Genomic DNA, 16,565 nt, shown 5'->3' with positions numbered 1-16,565 from the left:
TGAAATTAAAAGGCCCGTGGCACCGATTCCTCACAGATAATTCGTGATAAGACCCGAAATTATCAAGGTTAGGTGCCACTAATGCAACTTTATTTTTAATCTAATTGTTCATTACTGAATCACAACTTTGGGTGTGACAAAAATAAGTAGTTCACTTTTACCCACATTTTCATAGCTACGACGGAACAATGCACCCAAAACTGGCAGGTCTCCCAACAGAGGAACTTTATCCACTGTACTGCTCACGCTGTGCTGAAATATACCGCCAAGCACGACAGTTTCACCATTATTAACAAGTACTTGCGTTCCTATTCTTTGCGTATCAATTGCGACAGCTTCACCGGTTCCGGTTTTTACCACTTGCCCTGGCCTATCTTGAGTCACGCTCAAATCCAAGACCAAGCGATTGTCGGGTGTGATCTGTGGTGTCACCTTAAGACTCAATACCGCTTTCTTAAATGCGACCGACGTAGCGCCACTTGAAGATGACTCTAAGTAAGGAATTTCAGTACCTTGCTCAATATAAGCGGGCTTTTTATTGGTGGTGATTAAGCGTGGGCTGGAAATGATTTCAGCTTTCGACTCTTGTTGCAGTGCCGACAGTTCAAGATCGAGTAAGGTATCTGAGCCCAGTTTGGCCACCTGAAACGCAATACTCGAGGCGTTCGGCGATGTTGCCCCTAAATTAACATTGAGGTAGTCATCAATCACGCTGCTGCCGCTATCGTCGTCATACGGCGTAATCGCTGATGGGTGGTTGCCTTCGATTGAGCCGCCAACAGTGAAGCTTCCGTTGGTTGAGGAAACGCCCCAGCGCACGCCAAGCTCATCTAGGTTACCCTCGGTAACAGTGACAATACGTGCCTCTATCTGTACCTGCTTCACGGGAATGTCTAACGATTCAATAATGCCTCGGATCACGGCAATGTTTTCTTCCAATTCACGAATGAGCAGTGAGTTGGTTCTCTCATCAATGGTAATTGAGCCGCGATCGGACAACATGCTGACCGCACCTTCACCGCCAATCATGTCAGCAATGTCGGTGGCCTTAGCAAAGTTAATCTTGATGATTTCCGATTTAAGCTCCCCTAGTTCCTCTTCTAAGCGCGATTTCTCTAACGCTTGTTGCTCTCGAAGGTCGAGCTCCGCTTTCGGCGCGACCAAGATAACATTACCATCAACACGTTTATCCAAGCCTTTAACTTGCAAGATAATGTCGAGAACTTGTTGCCAAGGTACGCCATCTAAGCGTAACGTCAGGTTTCCGGCTACCGAATCAGACACGACGAGATTGAAATCATTGTAGTCGGCAATCAACTGCAGGACATTTCGTACTGGGATATCCTGGAAGTTAATCGATATCAGCTTGCCCTCTTTCTCTAGAACGCTTTTTTCTTTGGCCGCTTCATCGATAACCGGTTTGCTGATCACCACCTCAATAAAACGTCCCTTTAGATTGTATTCATACTGATAGTCATTGCTAATCGTCGCTAGAAGCCGAGTGCTTGGTGTCTCTTTATAGACTTCAATGCCTTCAACCAAGGTAGCGAAGTCTTTTACATCTAGTAGGTAAAGCTTGTCATCATCAACCTGAGTATTGATTAACTCGATACTTAACCCTTCCTGAGCACGTTGAACATCCACCACAGCAGTGCTGGTCGCCAGCTCAATAATGATGACGGCGTCTTTATCTTTGTTGACCCTAAAATCAATATTCTCCAATTTGTTCGGTAAGCTCTCGGCATGGCTGAGCACGCTAACAACCAACATCACAGACACAGCAAAACCTTGTAGAGCCTTGCTCACTAATCCACTTATTCCTTTAATCATATTTACATCTCATATCCACATCATGTGACATTGCTTTACTTCAGAGCCAGCCTAACGTTGCGCTTATGCCAACAACCTAAGCCATCTGGAAGAGTTTCATTAATCTGAACGTATTGGCTCGTCACCTTAGTAACTCGGCCATTGTTTAAGCCGATAAACTGGCCTTTCTTGACGTTTACCACGTTGCCTTTGGGTGTTTGCACTAAGCCAAACACGCTTGAGCCACTGCCCATCACGCCTCTTAAACGAAGCTTACTCAGCGGATACTTCTCTAACTTGCCATTACGAGAACGGGCGCTGGGTTGCCAACAGTCTTTCTTGACCAAGGGTTGGTTTTGCACAATGGCTTCTTTAGGCAGTTCAAAGGGAGGACGCAAAGATCGGCGCTGATAAATCGCCGCCGTGAATTCAGTTGCTGGGACAAGTTGCTCGACGTCTTTTCTCGCCTTGGCTTCAACCTGTGCGACAAAGTCTTGCAGTGAGTCTTGATTAGCTTTGCAGCCTGACAACGCAAGCATCAATACGATTGAGAAAAACGCGCTATTGGGTTTCATCATTGACCTCCGATTTAAACTGGTAGGTATAAGCTCGAACCCTAAAATGCAGCGTGCTACTTTCTTGGCTGACTCGCTGCCAATTCACATCATCAAAGCTGATGATGCGCGGCAGCTTGGCGATAGCAGCAGAGAAGTCCCCAATCTCGTGATAGTCACCTGTCAGCTCTATATTGAGAGGCAATCGATAGAGAAACTCCTTATTCTGCTTTTGCCCCCAATCGATTCGTGTGAAGGTCAGTGAGTTATCCAAGCCGAGCTCATTCACGGAGGCCAGCATGCTCGCTAACTCCTTTTGAACGGGCAGCTGCTCTAATAGATAATCGTAACGACTAGTTAGCTCATCCAACTGGCTCTGCAACTTAGGCAAGGCTGCAACCTTATTCGCCTTTATCCTCAAGGTCGTTTTTAAGGTCTGCTCCTGATGCTTCATTTGTTGCAGTTCCTCGTCGAGCGGCAGCAGATACAGCCAAGTACCAACACCTTGGATTAACACCATCAACACCAGAATCACGAGAAGCTGAGGCAACAATGGCCATTCGGTGATCTCATCAACATCGAGATCTTGCAAGCTCATCCTGTTTTGCCTACCAATCCTATTTTGAAGGTTAGCCATGATGCGCCTCCTTCCCTTTACGGTTCGCAGTGGTGCTTTCTAAAGAGGTGGGACTGAACACAAAAGAGACCTTGAAGGTCTGAAACTCTTTATTGAAGCGCTTGCGGTTATGAACGATAGAGTGCATCTCGACCCCTTTCAGAGAATCTGAACGTTCGAGGTTGTCCAACATGGTGGCGAGACGAGCAGTACTGTCGCTGATGCCCGACATTTCAATCTCTTGACCATTCATCTTTATCTTGTCGACATACACACCCTCTGGAATCAGCTCCGGCATCAAGTTCATAAAGTCGGTGGTCTTATTGCGGCCAAGCTGCAGCGACTCAACCACATCAAGTCGAGTCAGAATGGCTTTGTGTTCTTGCTCTGCGACTTTTAACGATTGAATTTGTCGGTCGAGCTCAGCAATGTACTGATTGAGGTAATTGAGGCGAGCTTGCTGCTTGGCTTGTTGGTCGTAAAAATAGTGACCAACCGCCCATTGCCCTATAAGCGCAATGATGACGCCAAGAATGACCAGATGGATAAAACGCTTCTTGTGCTGAGCACGAATCTCATCACGCCACGGCAGCAGGTTAATTTGATGCAACATGCTTCTCTCCCTGCCACTTGAGCCCACTCATCGCCATACCCGCCGCGATACCAAAGTGTTGCCAGTCCATCGGCAGTCGGCGTCTCTTGGCGACCTTATTCTCAAACAGAGACAAAGGATTCAATGACTCACAGCTCAGCTGAAAATGACGTTCTAGCTCTTCGGTAACCATAGGAATACTGGCGCCCTCGCCCATCAACCAAATCCCAGAAATAGGTTGCTGCGCATTTCCCGATGAATAGAGCTGTAATTGACGCTTGAGCTTCTCAATCAGGTTAACGATAAATTGATGTGTCTCTTCCATAGTACCGAACACGCTCTCGATATCACTCGGGTCATCTGAGCTGCGAAGATCTTGAGTGCCATAGGCGATGTCTTTATAGAAAGGCGCCGAATTCTGCGGGATAATCCCTAGCGAAGTTTGGTCGACTCCAACATCCACCAGCAACCAGTTTTTCTTATCGGGATACAGGCGCGAGGCCAATTGCCAGATATTCAGCAGCCCATGCGCCTGTGTATCCACCACCACAGGTTTGAAGCCAGCCTTGGTTAATGCATCCGCTCGGCTATCCACCACTTCTTTACGAGTGGCGTATACCTGATAACTGCTTGTCGAACCTTTACCAAATCGTTTGTCTTCCAGCTTTACAAAATCTAAACTCAGCTCCTCGATAGGAAAGGGAGATTGATGGGCGAAGGTTTGATAGATAGAAAACTCTTTTTCTCTGTCTTCTAACTCACTCTCTATTTGCAGTACTTTGCTTATCACTGTGTTATCAGGTACCGAAATGGCGACGTTGCGACAGCCAAAAGGCAGTCCTTTCCTAAGTTCTTTAAGTTTCTTAACAGTTTTCTGATACTCCAAAGTATGGTTAGCTGTAAAAATGTCGTCCGAAATCGGCAGCTCTTTGTATCCCACTAGGGCATACAACTCCCCCACGGGTTTTAGTACCACGGCTTTGATGCTGTGATGATTTATATCTATACCTGTAATTAATGATGAACCCATGTGACCTAGCTCCTGAAGTGCCAAGCATTTCGTTGATTATCTAGGGGTTGTGATTATTAGTTAAATAAGCGTTAATAAACGAAAGCTAAGTTTTTAGCCTAGAGTACAAGGGTTTGCTGCTTATCAGCCTTAACTAATCAGGGATTATCCGGTGAAGTTCATAAAGCGATTATTCATATTTACATTGATTTGCATGATTCTTGGAGTCAGTACAATTTTCGGGTTTTATTTTTACGTAAAACCAGAGTTGCCTGATGTTGCCACTTTGCGCGACGTAGAACTCCAAACGCCGATGCAAGTCTTCAGTCAAGACGGTAAATTGATCTCTCAATTTGGTGAGAAGCGTCGTATTCCGGTGAATTATGACGAGATCCCACGCCACTTAGTTGAGGCTTTGATTGCTACCGAGGATAGCCGTTTCTACGAACACCCTGGTATTGACCCAATCGGTATCACACGTGCAGCTATCGTGGTGGCGATGTCTGGTTCGGCAAAACAAGGTGCGAGTACCATTACACAGCAACTTGCGCGTAACTTCTTCTTATCCAATGAGAAAAAAATTATGCGTAAGATTAAAGAGATCTTCATTGCGATCCACATTGAGCAACTGCTTAGCAAAGAAGAGATCATGGAGCTATACGTCAACAAGATCTTCCTTGGTCACCGTTCGTATGGTTTTGGCGCGGCAGCACGTGTTTACTTCGGTAAAGATCTTCCTGATCTAACGCTGAGTGAAATTGCGACCCTTGCGGGTATGCCAAAAGCACCTTCGACAATGAACCCTATTTACTCTGTTGAGCGCGCGACTAACCGTCGTAACGTTGTATTGCGTCGTATGTTAGACGAGAAATACATCACTCAAGCAGAGTTCGATGACGCTCGTAGCGAAGAGCTTATCTCGAAATACCACGGTGCAGAGATCGAACTGAGCGCGCCATATGTTGCTGAAGTTGCACGTGCTTGGATGGTGGAACGCTATGGTGAAGAAGCTTATACATCAGGCATGAAGGTCTACACGACCGTTGATTCGAAACTGCAAAAAGCAGCGAACCAAGCCGCAATTAAGAACCTACTTGGCTACGATGAGCGTCACGGCTACCGTGGTGCTGAAAAAGTATTGTGGCAGACTGCGCAATCAGCGTGGGATCAAGAACAAATCGTTAAACACCTTAAGTCTCAACCAACCTATGGTGACCTAGTCCCTGCAGTTGTTACCGCGGTTGATTCGAAAAGTGTGCAAATTTGGGTTAAGAACCAAGGTGAAGGCACTATCGAATGGCAAGGCATGAACTGGGCGCGTAAATTCCTAACGGATAACCGCCAAGGACCAGCACCTTCTCAAGCGAAAGAAATTCTGGCGGTTGGTGAACAAATCTGGGTTCGCCATGAAGCCGTTACCGGTGATGAAGTCTCTGAAGAGCCGACAGAAGAGTCAGCGATAGCAGAATCGGAAACACCTGTTGTTTGGCGACTAAGCCAAGTACCGAATGCGAACACTGCATTTGTTGCAATGAACCCGAACAACGGCGCGGTATTGTCGATGGTCGGTGGCTTTAACTTTGTTCACAACAAGTTCAACCGTGCAACGCAATCTATTCGTCAGGTAGGTTCTGGTATCAAACCATTTATCTACTCAGCAGCGATTGAGAAAGGCTTAACGCTAGCCTCACTGATCAACGATGCACCGATTAACCAATGGGATAAGAGCCAAGGTACCGCATGGCGACCAAAGAACTCGCCACCGACTTACGTGGGTCCAACTCGTTTACGTATTGGCTTAGCTCAGTCTAAAAACGTAATGGCGGTACGTGTACTGCGCGAAGTAGGTCTAGATGATACTCGTAACTACCTAACTCGATTTGGCTTTGATATTGATGAAGTTCCGCGCTCTGAAACCATTGCTCTGGGTGCGGGTAGCTTAACGCCAATGAAAGTAGCTCAAGGTTACTCAGTATTCGCTAATGGCGGCTACTACGTTGAACCTTTCTACATCAGCCGCATTGAGACACCATTTGGTGAGACTGAATTTGAAGCGACACCAAAAGTGGTTTGTAAAGACGATTGCCAACAGCAAATGACCTCAGATCCAATGGCTGATGAGTTTGCAGAGCAAGATGTGGATGCCAAAGTACAATACGCACCTCAAGTCATCTCTGAACAGAACGCATTCCTTGTTCGTGAAATGATGTACAGCAACATCTGGGGTGGCGGTGATTGGAGCGCAGGTACTGGTTGGAACGGTACAGGTTGGCGTGCACAGCCGTTGAAGCGTCGTGACATTGGCGGAAAAACGGGTACCACCAACGATTCGAAAGATACTTGGTACAGCGGTTACGGCCCTGGCATGGTTGCAACGGTATGGGTTGGTTTTGATAACCACAACCGCAACCTAGGCAGAACCAAAGCGAACTCAAATCTTGGTAAGAACCAAATTACGGGTGCAGAAGCTGGCGCGAAAACAGCAGAACCTGCATGGGTTGATTTCATGGGTACGGCGTTAGCGGGTGTTCCTGCTGAGCGTAAAGAGATTCCTGAGAACATCGTTCGTGTTCGTATCGACCGTGAAACTGGCTTACTGACCAACAAGTTCGATAGCTCATCAATGTTCGAGTACTTCGAGAAAGGCACAGAGCCAACCGAGTACATCACTGAACGTTTCAATGATGACATCTACTCAAGCTCATCAGGTGAAGCTGTAGAAGAGCTGTTCTAACTAGGATTTATAGAACCTAGTAACATGAACCAACAAAAAGGGTTGATATGAATTCATATCAACCCTTTTTTATATCTATATCTGACCAGACTAGGCTCTAAATTCAAGCGCTAAGCCGTCTTCTCCAGTTGAGTTCGAATCGTCTCAGCCAATTGCTCGAAACGTCCCTTCAATGGAGAGCCCGGACGGTAGGCAACAACAATGCGACGTGAAGGTGTTGGATTCACCGCAGGTACGTAACACACACCGTCTTTCTGCTTCTCTTTCGGCACCGATAGCTGAGGAAGCAAGGTAATCCCCGCCCCCGCCGCGACCATGTTACGCAGCGTTTCTAAGCTGGTTGCCTTAAAGCGCTCATCATCTTTGGCGCCCGCAGCAAAACAGAAGCCCAAGGCTTGGTCTCTCAAACAGTGACCGTCACCTAGCGCAAGTACGGTTTGTCCATTTAGCTGCAGCATATCGACAGTGTCTTGCTGAGCCCACTCGTGGTCACATGGAACGGCAACACTTAACGGCTCGTCATACACATCGATCTCTTTGAACACCGCCGTTTCATCAACCGCAGCCAGTACTAAGCAATCAAGCTTACCATCTTCAAGTTGGCTCACTAATTGATGAGTCTGAGCTTCATGCAGGTAAAGCTCAAGATCTGGGAAGCTCTCTTTTAGATGAGGAACAATCTTAGGCAAGATGTAAGGACCAACGGTTGGAATAAAACCAATGTGCATTGGCCCCGTCATCGCTTCACCGTGTCCACTCGCCATATCTTTAAAAGTTTTCACTTCATTGAGAATACGCTTGGCTTGTTCAACAAGTTGTAACCCTGATTCTGTAAATATTACCTTCCTTGGACTACGCTCGGTTAACTGAAGTCCAATTTCATCTTCGAGTTTGCGTATTTGACCGCTTAGTGTCGGCTGACTGACAAAGCACGCTTCTGCCGCTTTTCGGAAGTGTTTATGCTCTGCGAGCGCCACCAAGTATTCAAAGTCACGAATGTTCATGATCAGTCTCTTACCTCAGGTTTTAATAAGAACAAGGGTTCTAACAGAAACATTTAAAAGAAAAATGCTCTTGATAGAATTTACCTATCAAAACCATAACATCAAACGATTAGAGCTATCAAAGGATTTATCTAATAATGGGCTCAACGAAACGAAACAGAGCGAAGAAAAACGTTAAGCTCTGATAGAACAAAATTAAAAATACTATTTAAGGAAATCAATATGTTTGCATCTAAAGAAGGTCAATCAATCCCTCAAGTAACATTCCCAACTCGCCAAGGTGATGCATGGGTTAACGTAACGACTGAAGAGCTATTCAAAGATAAGACAGTTATCGTATTCAGCCTACCAGGTGCGTTTACGCCAACATGTTCTTCAAGCCACCTTCCTCGTTACAACGAGCTACACTCTGTATTCAAAGAAAACGGTGTTGATGACATTCTGTGTGTTTCAGTAAACGACACATTCGTAATGAACGCTTGGAAAGCAGACCAAGAAGCGGAAAACATCACATTCATCCCAGATGGTAACGGTGATTTTACAGACGGCATGGGCATGCTAGTTGAGAAAAACGACATCGGCTTCGGCAAACGTTCATGGCGCTACAGCATGCTGGTTAAAAACGGCGTGGTAGAAAAAATGTTCATCGAAGAAGACGTACCAGGCGACCCGTTCAAGGTTTCTGATGCTGATACTATGCTTAACTACCTTGCTCCTGAGCACAAAGAGCAAGAGTCAATCACAGTATTCACTAAGCCAGGCTGTCCTTTCTGTATGAAAGCAAAACAGAACCTAATCGACAAAGGTCTGAACTACGAAGAAGTGGTACTAGGCAAAGACGCAACAACAGTCAGCCTACGTGCAATCTCTGGTCGCACTACCGTTCCTCAAGTATTCATCGGTGGTAAACACATCGGTGGTAGTGAAGAACTAGAAACTTTCCTAGGCTAATCGCTTCATCGCCGATATAGGCTTAGAAGTATCCGCTAACCCACCCTCTTGTGGGTTAGCCATTCCAAACGCTCTTATCTGAGTTTTGGAAAAAATATAGCTGGTGACTCGCCTGCCTTTTACTAACCTATAGTTAGTAACAAGAAGCAGCTAGTAACAAAAAGCAGAACCACAAGCTAAACCTAATAAAACAGAATCACAAAACTGCCCCGTTATCCTGACTCTCAAACAATCACCAGAGTTGGAGGGGGTCGTTCAAACTAAATTCAGCCATTGCGAGAAAATTATTATGAAACAAGTCAATGTAGATGTAGCAGTTATCGGGGGCGGTACGGCAGGTTTAGGTTCTTACCGCGCTGCAAAAGCACACACTGACAGTGTCGTGATGATTGAAGGCGGCCCTTACGGCACAACCTGTGCTCGTGTTGGTTGTATGCCATCTAAACTGCTTATTGCAGCTGCAGAAAGCGTACACCAAATCGAGAAAGCTCCGGCTTTTGGCGTTCACCCACAAGGCGATATCGTGATTAACGGCCGTGAAGTGATGGACCGAGTGAAGTTTGAGCGTGACCGTTTTGTTGGTTTTGTTTTAGAGGGTGTTGATGAAATCCCAGAGCAAGACAAGATCTCTGGCTACGCAAAATTCTTAGACGACAACACGCTACAAATTGATGACCACACGGTTGTCACCGCTAAACGTATTGTTATCGCAACTGGCTCTCGCCCTGCATACCCTGCCGTTTGGAATGAGCTTGGTGATCGTCTGATCATTAACGATGACGTGTTCAGCTGGGATGATTTACCAGAATCGGTTGCAGTATTTGGCCCTGGTGTTATTGGTCTTGAGCTTGGTCAGTCACTGCATCGCTTAGGTGTGAAGACCAAACTGTTCGGTTTAGGTGGTCAAGTTGGCCCAGTAACCGACCCAGAGATCATGGCTTACGCAGATAAAGCCTTCAATGAAGAGTTCTACCTAGATGCCGACGTGAAAATCGAAAGCATGAAGCGTATTACCACTGAATCGGGTGAGGCTCGCGTCGAAATCCAGTTCATCAATAAGCAAGGTGAACTAGAAACTAACGTCGTTGAGTACGTACTGGCAGCAACGGGGCGTCGTCCCAACACCGACAAACTTGGCCTAGAGAATACCTCTCTAGAACTTGATGAGCGTGGTGTTCCAATCGCTGACCACTACACGCTACAAACATCATTGCCATCAGTATTCATTGCAGGTGATGCAAGCAACCAACTACCTCTGCTACATGAAGCAGCAGACCAAGCCCGCATTGCAGGTGACAACGCTGGTCGCTTCCCAGAGATTCGTGCAGGCTTACGCCGCTCTAAAATCTCGGCAGTATTCTCTGACCCGCAAATCGCGATGGTTGGTGAAACCTACAAAGAGATCACCACACGCTTAGGCACATGTGGCTGTTTCGCAACGGGTGAAGTGTCTTTCGAGAACCAAGGTCGTTCTCGAGTGATGCTGCGCAACAAAGGTATTCTGCACGTTTACGGTGAGCAAGGTACAGGCCGCTTCCTTGGTGCTGAGATGATGGGACCAAACGCAGAACACTTAGCTCACTTATTAGCATGGGCACACCAGAAAAAGATGACGGTTTCTGAAATGCTAGACATGCCTTTCTACCACCCGGTAATTGAAGAAGGTGTACGAACTGCACTACGTGACCTGAATGCGAAACTGCACCTAGGTCCAGAGATGGTGAAACACTGTCTGGATTGTGGTCCAGGTTGTTAATCTCAGGCTACCGTTAAGCAGTTAGCAAACTGCTAGATACTAAAAAAGGAAAGCCATTGGCTTTCCTTTTTGTTTTGGCTTCGAGCAAACAACAGATTCCCGACCACGCTCCTTCGTCGCTACCGGGAATGACGCTGCTTTTAATACTGAGCAAATTCCAAGCCCAATAAGAACTAATCCAAGCTTTAACTCGTCATTCCAGAACCGAGGGACGAGGTATCTGGAATCTCTTGAAGCAATTACCGGTCGCTAAAGACTTAGCTATTACTTCTCAGCAGCAATTACAGAGATTTCAACAAGTAGCGCTTCGCGAGCCATGTCGCCGGTTACACATGCGCGAGCTGGAGCGTGGCCTTCAGGAACCCATGCATCCCAAACTGCGTTCATTTCTTGGAAGTCTTTCATGTCTTTCAAGTAAATCGTTGCTGACAGCATGTGCTCTTTGTCGCTGCCAGCTTGCTCAAGTAGCGCTTCTACTTTATCTAGCATGGTCTGTGTTTGTTCAGTGATGTCTTGGGTTGCATCAGCACACACTTGGCCACATAGGTAGATAATACCGTTGTGTTTAACAATACGGCTCATGCGTTGTTTGGTTTCTTGGCGCTCAATCATCGACTTTCTCTCTCTGTGTCACCGTGATCCAATATCTTGTGACGTGTTATTATCAGGTCAACAAGCATAACGCGAATCAAACCCAAGATGACATGCATTCATTGCAATAAAAGTGAAAAAATCCGTAACAAACTCGGTCGCTGTCAGCGCTGTATGAATCAGCTGATGGTGTTGTCGATTTTAAGTTGGGGGGTATGGTGGCTATTTTTCAGAGAAGACCCAAAAACCATCAATGCCATCGCTTTGATGATGGCCGCTTTCGCGTTCAGTGGCTTGCTATCGTTGCATTGGATAATGAAGTTTATGGTGCTTCCGTTAAAGGGCAAAAAACGTTAGCTGGAAGTCTTTATTGGATAAAGAGTAGTGATTAGAGACAGGGCTAAACAATCCGATAATTCATCATAATTATCGAGCCATCATCATTTCCCAAACAGCAGATAGAAAAAAGCCCCAGAACCAATCGATTCTAGGGCTTTCTTAGAAAATTCTAAGAAAAAGCAGTGGTACTTTAATAGACCGGGCTTTTCTTAGTTTGTTCCCAAAAAAGATCATATTTTCGATCTTTTTTTTAGGGGCTATAAAATCAATGCCTTATGCAACATTAACCTTTGCAATAATCTGCTCTACCAAGTTCACTTCCAACGCAACTTCATCACATGCATGTTGACGAGGACACTGGTCACAATCTTTCAGTACCTTCTCAGGCAGTAGAGATTTCGATGTTGGTAAGAAATCATGCTTCATGAAGAACTCTGGTGTACGCGTCAGCACAAACACCTTCTTGATGGCCATTTGTCGCGCTTTCTCAACCAAGTGCTGCACAATCGCGGTACCCTGCCCTTGACCTTGCCAGCCAGCCTCAACACCGAGCGAGCGAATCTCCGCTAAGCCAGAGTCATACACATAGAGTGATGCACAACCTGTCACCTCACCATGATGCTCTGCGACCGCAAACGAGCCAATATCACGCACCAGTTCATTACGAGAACGAGGTAGGTTTTCACCCATGTTCGCCCAGTAAGCGACCATACCTTCCAACGCTTCAATATCGGTCAGACGAGCAGGACGAACCTTGACGATGGACGTATCACGCTGTGATAAACGTTTCTCAGCTTGGTCAACCGCGTAAGCCACTTGCTGTGGAGATACACCGCCTAGCGCGCTACGTTTTTCAAGACACGATTCAATGGTCAGGATGTCATACACATCCTCTTCAATCACCTCAGAGAACTCTTTCATCTCTGCGATGGTTAATTCTTCTAATGCGCAGCCTTTGGCAATCGCCGCTACTACCGTTACACCAACAATATGGTGAGCTTCACGGAAAGGAATCCCTTTCGCTACTAGGTAATCAGCCAGCTCTGTTGAGTTCGCGTAGCCTTGTTTCGCTGCTTCAAGTGTACGTTCGCCGTTCACTTTAATGCCGTCAAAACAAAGAGCTGCCATTTCCATACAATCATTCCAAGTATCTAAAGCGTCGAATAGACCTTCTTTATCTTCTTGCATGTCTTTGTTGTACGCCAAAGGCAGAGCTTTTACTGTCATCATCATTGCCGCTAATGAACCGTAAACACGGCCAGTTTTGCCACGGATAAGCTCTAGCGCATCTGGGTTTTTCTTTTGTGGCATCAGAGATGAACCTGACGTCACGGTATCCGCTAACTCGATGAAGTTTGATTCACCTGAGTTGTAGAAAATCATATCTTCTGCAAGACGCGAAAGGTGAAGCATAGAGATAGAAGCAATCGACATTAGCTCCATCACATGGTCACGGTCAGAAACTGAATCTAGAGAGTTGCGCGTTGCACGACGGAAACCTAAGTTGTGAGCTAACTCTTCACGGTCCATCGGGTAAGCGGTTCCAGCAAGGGCACCAGAACCCAGCGGACATGTATCTAGACGCTTAATCGCATCATTCAAACGTGAATAGTCACGCTCAAGCATTTCAACGTAAGCCAAGCACCAGTGAGCAAAAGTTACCGGCTGAGCACGTTGTAAGTGAGTGTAGCCAGGAAGCACGGTTTCTTGATGCTGAGAAGCAACGTTCACCATTTGGCTTTGTAGGCGATCCAATGCCAATAGCAGCTGGTTACCTTGCTGACGACACCATAGTTTCAGGTCGGTCGCCACTTGGTCGTTACGAGAACGGCCAGTGTGAAGTTTTTTGCCCAAGTCACCGACTTTGCCGATAAGTTGCTGCTCAACCCAGCTGTGAATATCTTCTGCATCAGAACGTAGAATCTGTTCAGGATCTTCCATCACCTCAAGTTTTAGCTCATTCAGTGCTAACTCAAGCTTCTGTTGCTCTTCTTCTGTTAATACGTTGACCGACAGTAGAGCTTTAGACCAGGCAATTGAGCCCACAATGTCTTGCTCAGCCAATCGGTAATCAAAACGAAGAGAATCGTTAAAATCTTTGAACCGGGTGTCTGCTGCTTGGGTAAATCTACCGCCCCATAATGCCATTGTGTATCTCCTAATTGCACAGTGCTCACTGTTTTTGCAAATGATAATTCTGATTAAGATTCAGTATTTTTCTGATGGTTTAAACTTACGGCAATTCAAAATGAAAATAAAGTATTAATTCATTATTTTCACATATTTATTCACCAGTAGTTCAATCTATTGATTATTTTTAGCGTGGAGCGCGAATTATATGCCATCCGATAGGAAAAACCGAAGCTGATTTATTAGGCAAATAGAAAGTAAAAAGCCCACTCACTAATCAATAGTGAATGGGCTTTGCATAATAATGTCTGTTTACTGACCTTCAACCTTTCGCTAAAGGCTAGCTCGCTAACTCATTGTTAGGATTACTTTTGGCTATTCAAAGCACGGATACGGCTTGATAGCGAGTAAAGGCGAATGAAGCCTTCAGCGTGGCTTTGGTCGTAAACTTCATCTTCACCAAAGGTTGCAAACTCTTCTGAGTACAGGCTGTTGTCAGAACGCTTCTGAGTCACCGTTGCATGGCCTTTGTAAAGTTTGATAACCACTTCACCATTCACGTCTTGTGCTAACTCTTCTGTCGCAGCAAGAATTGACTTACATAGCGGAGTGAACCAACGACCATCATATACAAGGTGAGAAGCCTTAACACCTAGCTCTTCACGGAATTCGAATGCCGCTTTATCAAGAACCAGTTGCTCTACTGCACGCAGTGCTTCCATCATGATTGTGCCACCCGGAGTTTCGTAACAACCACGAGACTTCATGCCAACAAGACGGTTTTCTACGATATCGATACGACCAACACCGTGCTTAGCACCCTTCTCGTTTAGGTAAACCAGTGCGTTGTATGGCGTCATTGTTTCGCCATCAACCGCAACCACTTCGCCTTTTTCAACTTTAAGCGTCACTGTTTCAGATTCGTTTGGCGCTTGCTCAGGGTCTACAGTCCAAGCCCAGCAATCTTCGTTAGGTGCATTCCATGTGTTTTCTAGAACGCCGCCTTCTGTTGAGATGTGCCATGCGTTTGCATCACGCGAGTAAATCTTAGTCAGAGAAGCCGTACAAGGGATGTTACGCTCTGCTAGGTAATCTAGACACTCTTCACGACTCACTAGATCCCACTCACGCCATGGTGCAATTACATGTAGATCTGGTGCTAGTGCAGCAAATGCGCCTTCAAAACGAACTTGGTCGTTACCCTTGCCAGTACAACCGTGACACAGTGCGTCTGCACCTACTTTACGTGCGATTTCAACCTGTGCTTTCGCAATGATTGGACGAGCCATTGAAGTACCTAGTAGGTATTTACCTTCGTAGTAAGCGCCCGTTTTCAACGTTGGGTAGATGTAGTCAGCAACCATCTCTTCTTTAAGGTCTGCGATGTAACACTCAGATGCACCAGAAGCTTTTGCTTTCTCTTCGATACCAATCAACTCTTCGTCGCCTTGACCAACATCCGCAACAAACGCAACCACTTCACAGTCATAGTTCTCTTTCAACCATGGAATGATTACTGATGTGTCTAGACCGCCAGAGTAGGCTACTACAACTTTCTTTACGTTAACTTTGCTCATTTTCTTTCTCCTAGTTTCCATACTGCACATGGCGGTCAGCGTTGGAAATGACTTCATAATTATATGTTTATTTAATTTGTCTAAATTCTTTAAGTAGTGACTCGTTGTGAGACCTACTGAGGTAAAAACTGTGTTCCTATGCTTTTACCTGAAAACAGTTGTGTTAGCTTTTCTGGGTATCGCCAAGTGGCAACTTCGATTGGTCGACCAAGGTCGTTAGCGGCTTCTAGTGCGGCTTGAACCTTAACGATCATGCCGTCGGTAATCACTTTGCCTGTAATAAGGTCATCAGCTTGTTGTTGATTAAGGCTTGGAATGAGGTGGCCTTTGCCATCCAACACACCACTTACATCAGAAAGCAGTACCAGTTCAGCATCAAGCGCGCCTGCAACGGCAACCGCAGCTTGGTCGGCATTGACGTTCATCAGTTGGCCTTGTTTAGTTAGACCAATTGAGCTGATGATTGGCAGTGCGCCCGCATTAAGAATCGCTTGCAGAACGGTTGAGTCGCCCGGCTCCGCTTTTCCTACCGCGCCCAGTTCAGGGTTCAGTTCACTCACTTTGCATAAACCACCGTCTGCAAGGCTCAAACCAACGGCATTGATACCGTCTTTAATCGCCTGACCTTGAAGTAGTTTGTTGGCCGTGCCTGCTAGTGCACCAGCGATCACAGGGATCTGGTCATAAGGAGTAACACGTAGCCCTTCTTTCTTAACGGTTTCGAGGTTCAACTTATTCATCAAATCATCAACAAGGTAACCGCCGCCGTGAACAATCACGATTGGTCGTTGTGCCTGTTGTTGGTAAGCAGAGATAGCACCAAATAACTTGCTAAGTGTTTCACCACAAGATAGCGCTGCGCCACCTAACTTTATGATTAATGGTTGATTATTAAGGCTCATA

The 16,565-nt window shown here is 46.0% G+C and carries 15 protein-coding genes; 5 read left to right on the top strand and 10 right to left on the bottom strand.

Features of this window, described 5'->3' with window-relative positions; all coding sequences use genetic code 11:
* Positions 1 to 111 precede the first annotated feature (111 nt).
* From OCV19_RS01275 to pilM, 5 genes are read right to left on the bottom strand one after another with little or no spacing between them, the layout of a single operon-like run.
* Entirely contained in the window at positions 112 to 1,830 is a 1,719-nt protein-coding gene (locus OCV19_RS01275) for a type IV pilus secretin PilQ (protein WP_065676546.1), read from the bottom strand.
* Positions 1,831 to 1,865: 35 nt separating this feature from the next.
* A complete protein-coding gene (locus tag OCV19_RS01270) occupies positions 1,866 to 2,384 on the bottom strand; it encodes a pilus assembly protein PilP (RefSeq protein ID WP_065676547.1) in 519 nt (172 codons plus the stop codon).
* On the bottom strand, positions 2,371 to 3,000 hold the full coding sequence (locus tag OCV19_RS01265; RefSeq protein WP_065676548.1) for a type IV pilus inner membrane component PilO: 630 nt from the start codon (positions 2,998 to 3,000) through the stop codon (positions 2,371 to 2,373). The genes OCV19_RS01270 and OCV19_RS01265 overlap by 14 nt, the downstream gene beginning before the upstream one ends.
* Complete coding sequence (locus OCV19_RS01260) at positions 2,993 to 3,592, bottom strand: PilN domain-containing protein (protein WP_065676549.1); 600 nt, start codon at positions 3,590 to 3,592, stop codon at positions 2,993 to 2,995. The genes OCV19_RS01265 and OCV19_RS01260 overlap by 8 nt, the downstream gene beginning before the upstream one ends.
* A complete protein-coding gene (gene pilM, locus OCV19_RS01255) occupies positions 3,576 to 4,601 on the bottom strand; it encodes a type IV pilus assembly protein PilM (protein WP_065676550.1) in 1,026 nt (341 codons plus the stop codon). The genes OCV19_RS01260 and pilM overlap by 17 nt, the downstream gene beginning before the upstream one ends.
* A gap of 151 nt (positions 4,602 to 4,752) precedes the next feature.
* Between pilM and OCV19_RS01250 the strand changes: the two genes are divergently transcribed.
* Positions 4,753 to 7,314, top strand: coding sequence for a penicillin-binding protein 1A (locus OCV19_RS01250; protein WP_065676551.1), 2,562 nt, complete (start codon positions 4,753 to 4,755; stop codon positions 7,312 to 7,314).
* A 110-nt stretch (positions 7,315 to 7,424) separates the two neighbouring features.
* On the opposite strand, the gene oxyR is transcribed toward OCV19_RS01250, so the two are convergent.
* A complete protein-coding gene (gene oxyR / locus OCV19_RS01245) occupies positions 7,425 to 8,318 on the bottom strand; it encodes a DNA-binding transcriptional regulator OxyR (RefSeq protein WP_017061132.1) in 894 nt (297 codons plus the stop codon).
* Between oxyR and OCV19_RS01240 the strand changes: the two genes are divergently transcribed.
* The 3 genes from OCV19_RS01240 to OCV19_RS01230 all read left to right on the top strand — a co-directional run bounded on the left by OCV19_RS01240 (position 8,317) and on the right by OCV19_RS01230 (position 11,025).
* Entirely contained in the window at positions 8,317 to 8,496 is a 180-nt protein-coding gene (locus OCV19_RS01240; protein ID WP_048659170.1) for a hypothetical protein, read from the top strand. The genes oxyR and OCV19_RS01240 overlap by 2 nt on opposite strands.
* Before the next feature lie 44 nt (positions 8,497 to 8,540).
* Positions 8,541 to 9,269, top strand: a complete 729-nt coding sequence (locus OCV19_RS01235) for a glutathione peroxidase (protein WP_017061133.1) — start codon at positions 8,541 to 8,543, stop codon at positions 9,267 to 9,269.
* Between the two features lie 289 nt (positions 9,270 to 9,558).
* Positions 9,559 to 11,025: a dihydrolipoyl dehydrogenase gene (locus OCV19_RS01230; RefSeq protein WP_065676552.1), complete on the top strand. Its 1,467-nt coding sequence runs from the start codon at positions 9,559 to 9,561 to the stop codon at positions 11,023 to 11,025.
* Between the two features lie 264 nt (positions 11,026 to 11,289).
* On the opposite strand, the gene OCV19_RS01225 is transcribed toward OCV19_RS01230, so the two are convergent.
* Entirely contained in the window at positions 11,290 to 11,637 is a 348-nt protein-coding gene (locus OCV19_RS01225) for a RidA family protein (RefSeq protein WP_065676553.1), read from the bottom strand.
* 87 nt (positions 11,638 to 11,724) lie between these two features.
* On the opposite strand from OCV19_RS01225, the gene OCV19_RS01220 reads away from it, so the two are divergent.
* Positions 11,725 to 11,973: a DUF3624 domain-containing protein gene (locus OCV19_RS01220; RefSeq protein ID WP_065676554.1), complete on the top strand. Its 249-nt coding sequence runs from the start codon at positions 11,725 to 11,727 to the stop codon at positions 11,971 to 11,973.
* 255 nt (positions 11,974 to 12,228) lie between these two features.
* Here OCV19_RS01220 and argH read toward each other — a convergent pair whose 3' ends face one another.
* From argH to argB, 3 genes are all read right to left on the bottom strand, one after another.
* Positions 12,229 to 14,103, bottom strand: a complete 1,875-nt coding sequence (argH, locus tag OCV19_RS01215) for an argininosuccinate lyase (RefSeq protein ID WP_017061136.1) — start codon at positions 14,101 to 14,103, stop codon at positions 12,229 to 12,231.
* Positions 14,104 to 14,450: 347 nt separating this feature from the next.
* Positions 14,451 to 15,662, bottom strand: coding sequence for an argininosuccinate synthase (locus tag OCV19_RS01210; protein ID WP_065676555.1), 1,212 nt, complete (start codon positions 15,660 to 15,662; stop codon positions 14,451 to 14,453).
* 113 nt (positions 15,663 to 15,775) lie between these two features.
* Complete coding sequence (gene argB / locus OCV19_RS01205) at positions 15,776 to 16,564, bottom strand: acetylglutamate kinase (protein ID WP_065676556.1); 789 nt, start codon at positions 16,562 to 16,564, stop codon at positions 15,776 to 15,778.
* Position 16,565 lies beyond the last annotated feature (1 nt).

It is taken from the genome of Vibrio celticus (assembly GCF_024347335.1).
GTDB lineage: Bacteria > Pseudomonadota > Gammaproteobacteria > Enterobacterales > Vibrionaceae > Vibrio > Vibrio celticus.
This window is presented reverse-complemented; position numbering and strand designations above follow the sequence as displayed.

What these genes read in the sequence shown, in the direction of transcription:
- OCV19_RS01210 (WP_065676555.1), bottom strand. Translation starts at nt 15,662, where the DNA reads ATGAGCAAAGTTAACGTAAAGAAAGTTGTAGTAGCCTACTCTGGCGGT.
- OCV19_RS01220 (WP_065676554.1), top strand. Translation starts at nt 11,725, where the DNA reads ATGACATGCATTCATTGCAATAAAAGTGAAAAAATCCGTAACAAACTC.
- OCV19_RS01230 (WP_065676552.1), top strand. Translation starts at nt 9,559, where the DNA reads ATGAAACAAGTCAATGTAGATGTAGCAGTTATCGGGGGCGGTACGGCA.
- OCV19_RS01225 (WP_065676553.1), bottom strand. Translation starts at nt 11,637, where the DNA reads ATGATTGAGCGCCAAGAAACCAAACAACGCATGAGCCGTATTGTTAAA.
- OCV19_RS01270 (WP_065676547.1), bottom strand. Translation starts at nt 2,384, where the DNA reads ATGAAACCCAATAGCGCGTTTTTCTCAATCGTATTGATGCTTGCGTTG.
- OCV19_RS01260 (WP_065676549.1), bottom strand. Translation starts at nt 3,592, where the DNA reads ATGTTGCATCAAATTAACCTGCTGCCGTGGCGTGATGAGATTCGTGCT.
- OCV19_RS01275 (WP_065676546.1), bottom strand. Translation starts at nt 1,830, where the DNA reads ATGATTAAAGGAATAAGTGGATTAGTGAGCAAGGCTCTACAAGGTTTT.
- OCV19_RS01265 (WP_065676548.1), bottom strand. Translation starts at nt 3,000, where the DNA reads ATGGCTAACCTTCAAAATAGGATTGGTAGGCAAAACAGGATGAGCTTG.
- oxyR (WP_017061132.1), bottom strand. Translation starts at nt 8,318, where the DNA reads ATGAACATTCGTGACTTTGAATACTTGGTGGCGCTCGCAGAGCATAAA.
- pilM (WP_065676550.1), bottom strand. Translation starts at nt 4,601, where the DNA reads ATGGGTTCATCATTAATTACAGGTATAGATATAAATCATCACAGCATC.
- OCV19_RS01235 (WP_017061133.1), top strand. Translation starts at nt 8,541, where the DNA reads ATGTTTGCATCTAAAGAAGGTCAATCAATCCCTCAAGTAACATTCCCA.
- OCV19_RS01240 (WP_048659170.1), top strand. Translation starts at nt 8,317, where the DNA reads ATGATCAGTCTCTTACCTCAGGTTTTAATAAGAACAAGGGTTCTAACA.
- argH (WP_017061136.1), bottom strand. Translation starts at nt 14,103, where the DNA reads ATGGCATTATGGGGCGGTAGATTTACCCAAGCAGCAGACACCCGGTTC.
- argB (WP_065676556.1), bottom strand. Translation starts at nt 16,564, where the DNA reads ATGAGCCTTAATAATCAACCATTAATCATAAAGTTAGGTGGCGCAGCG.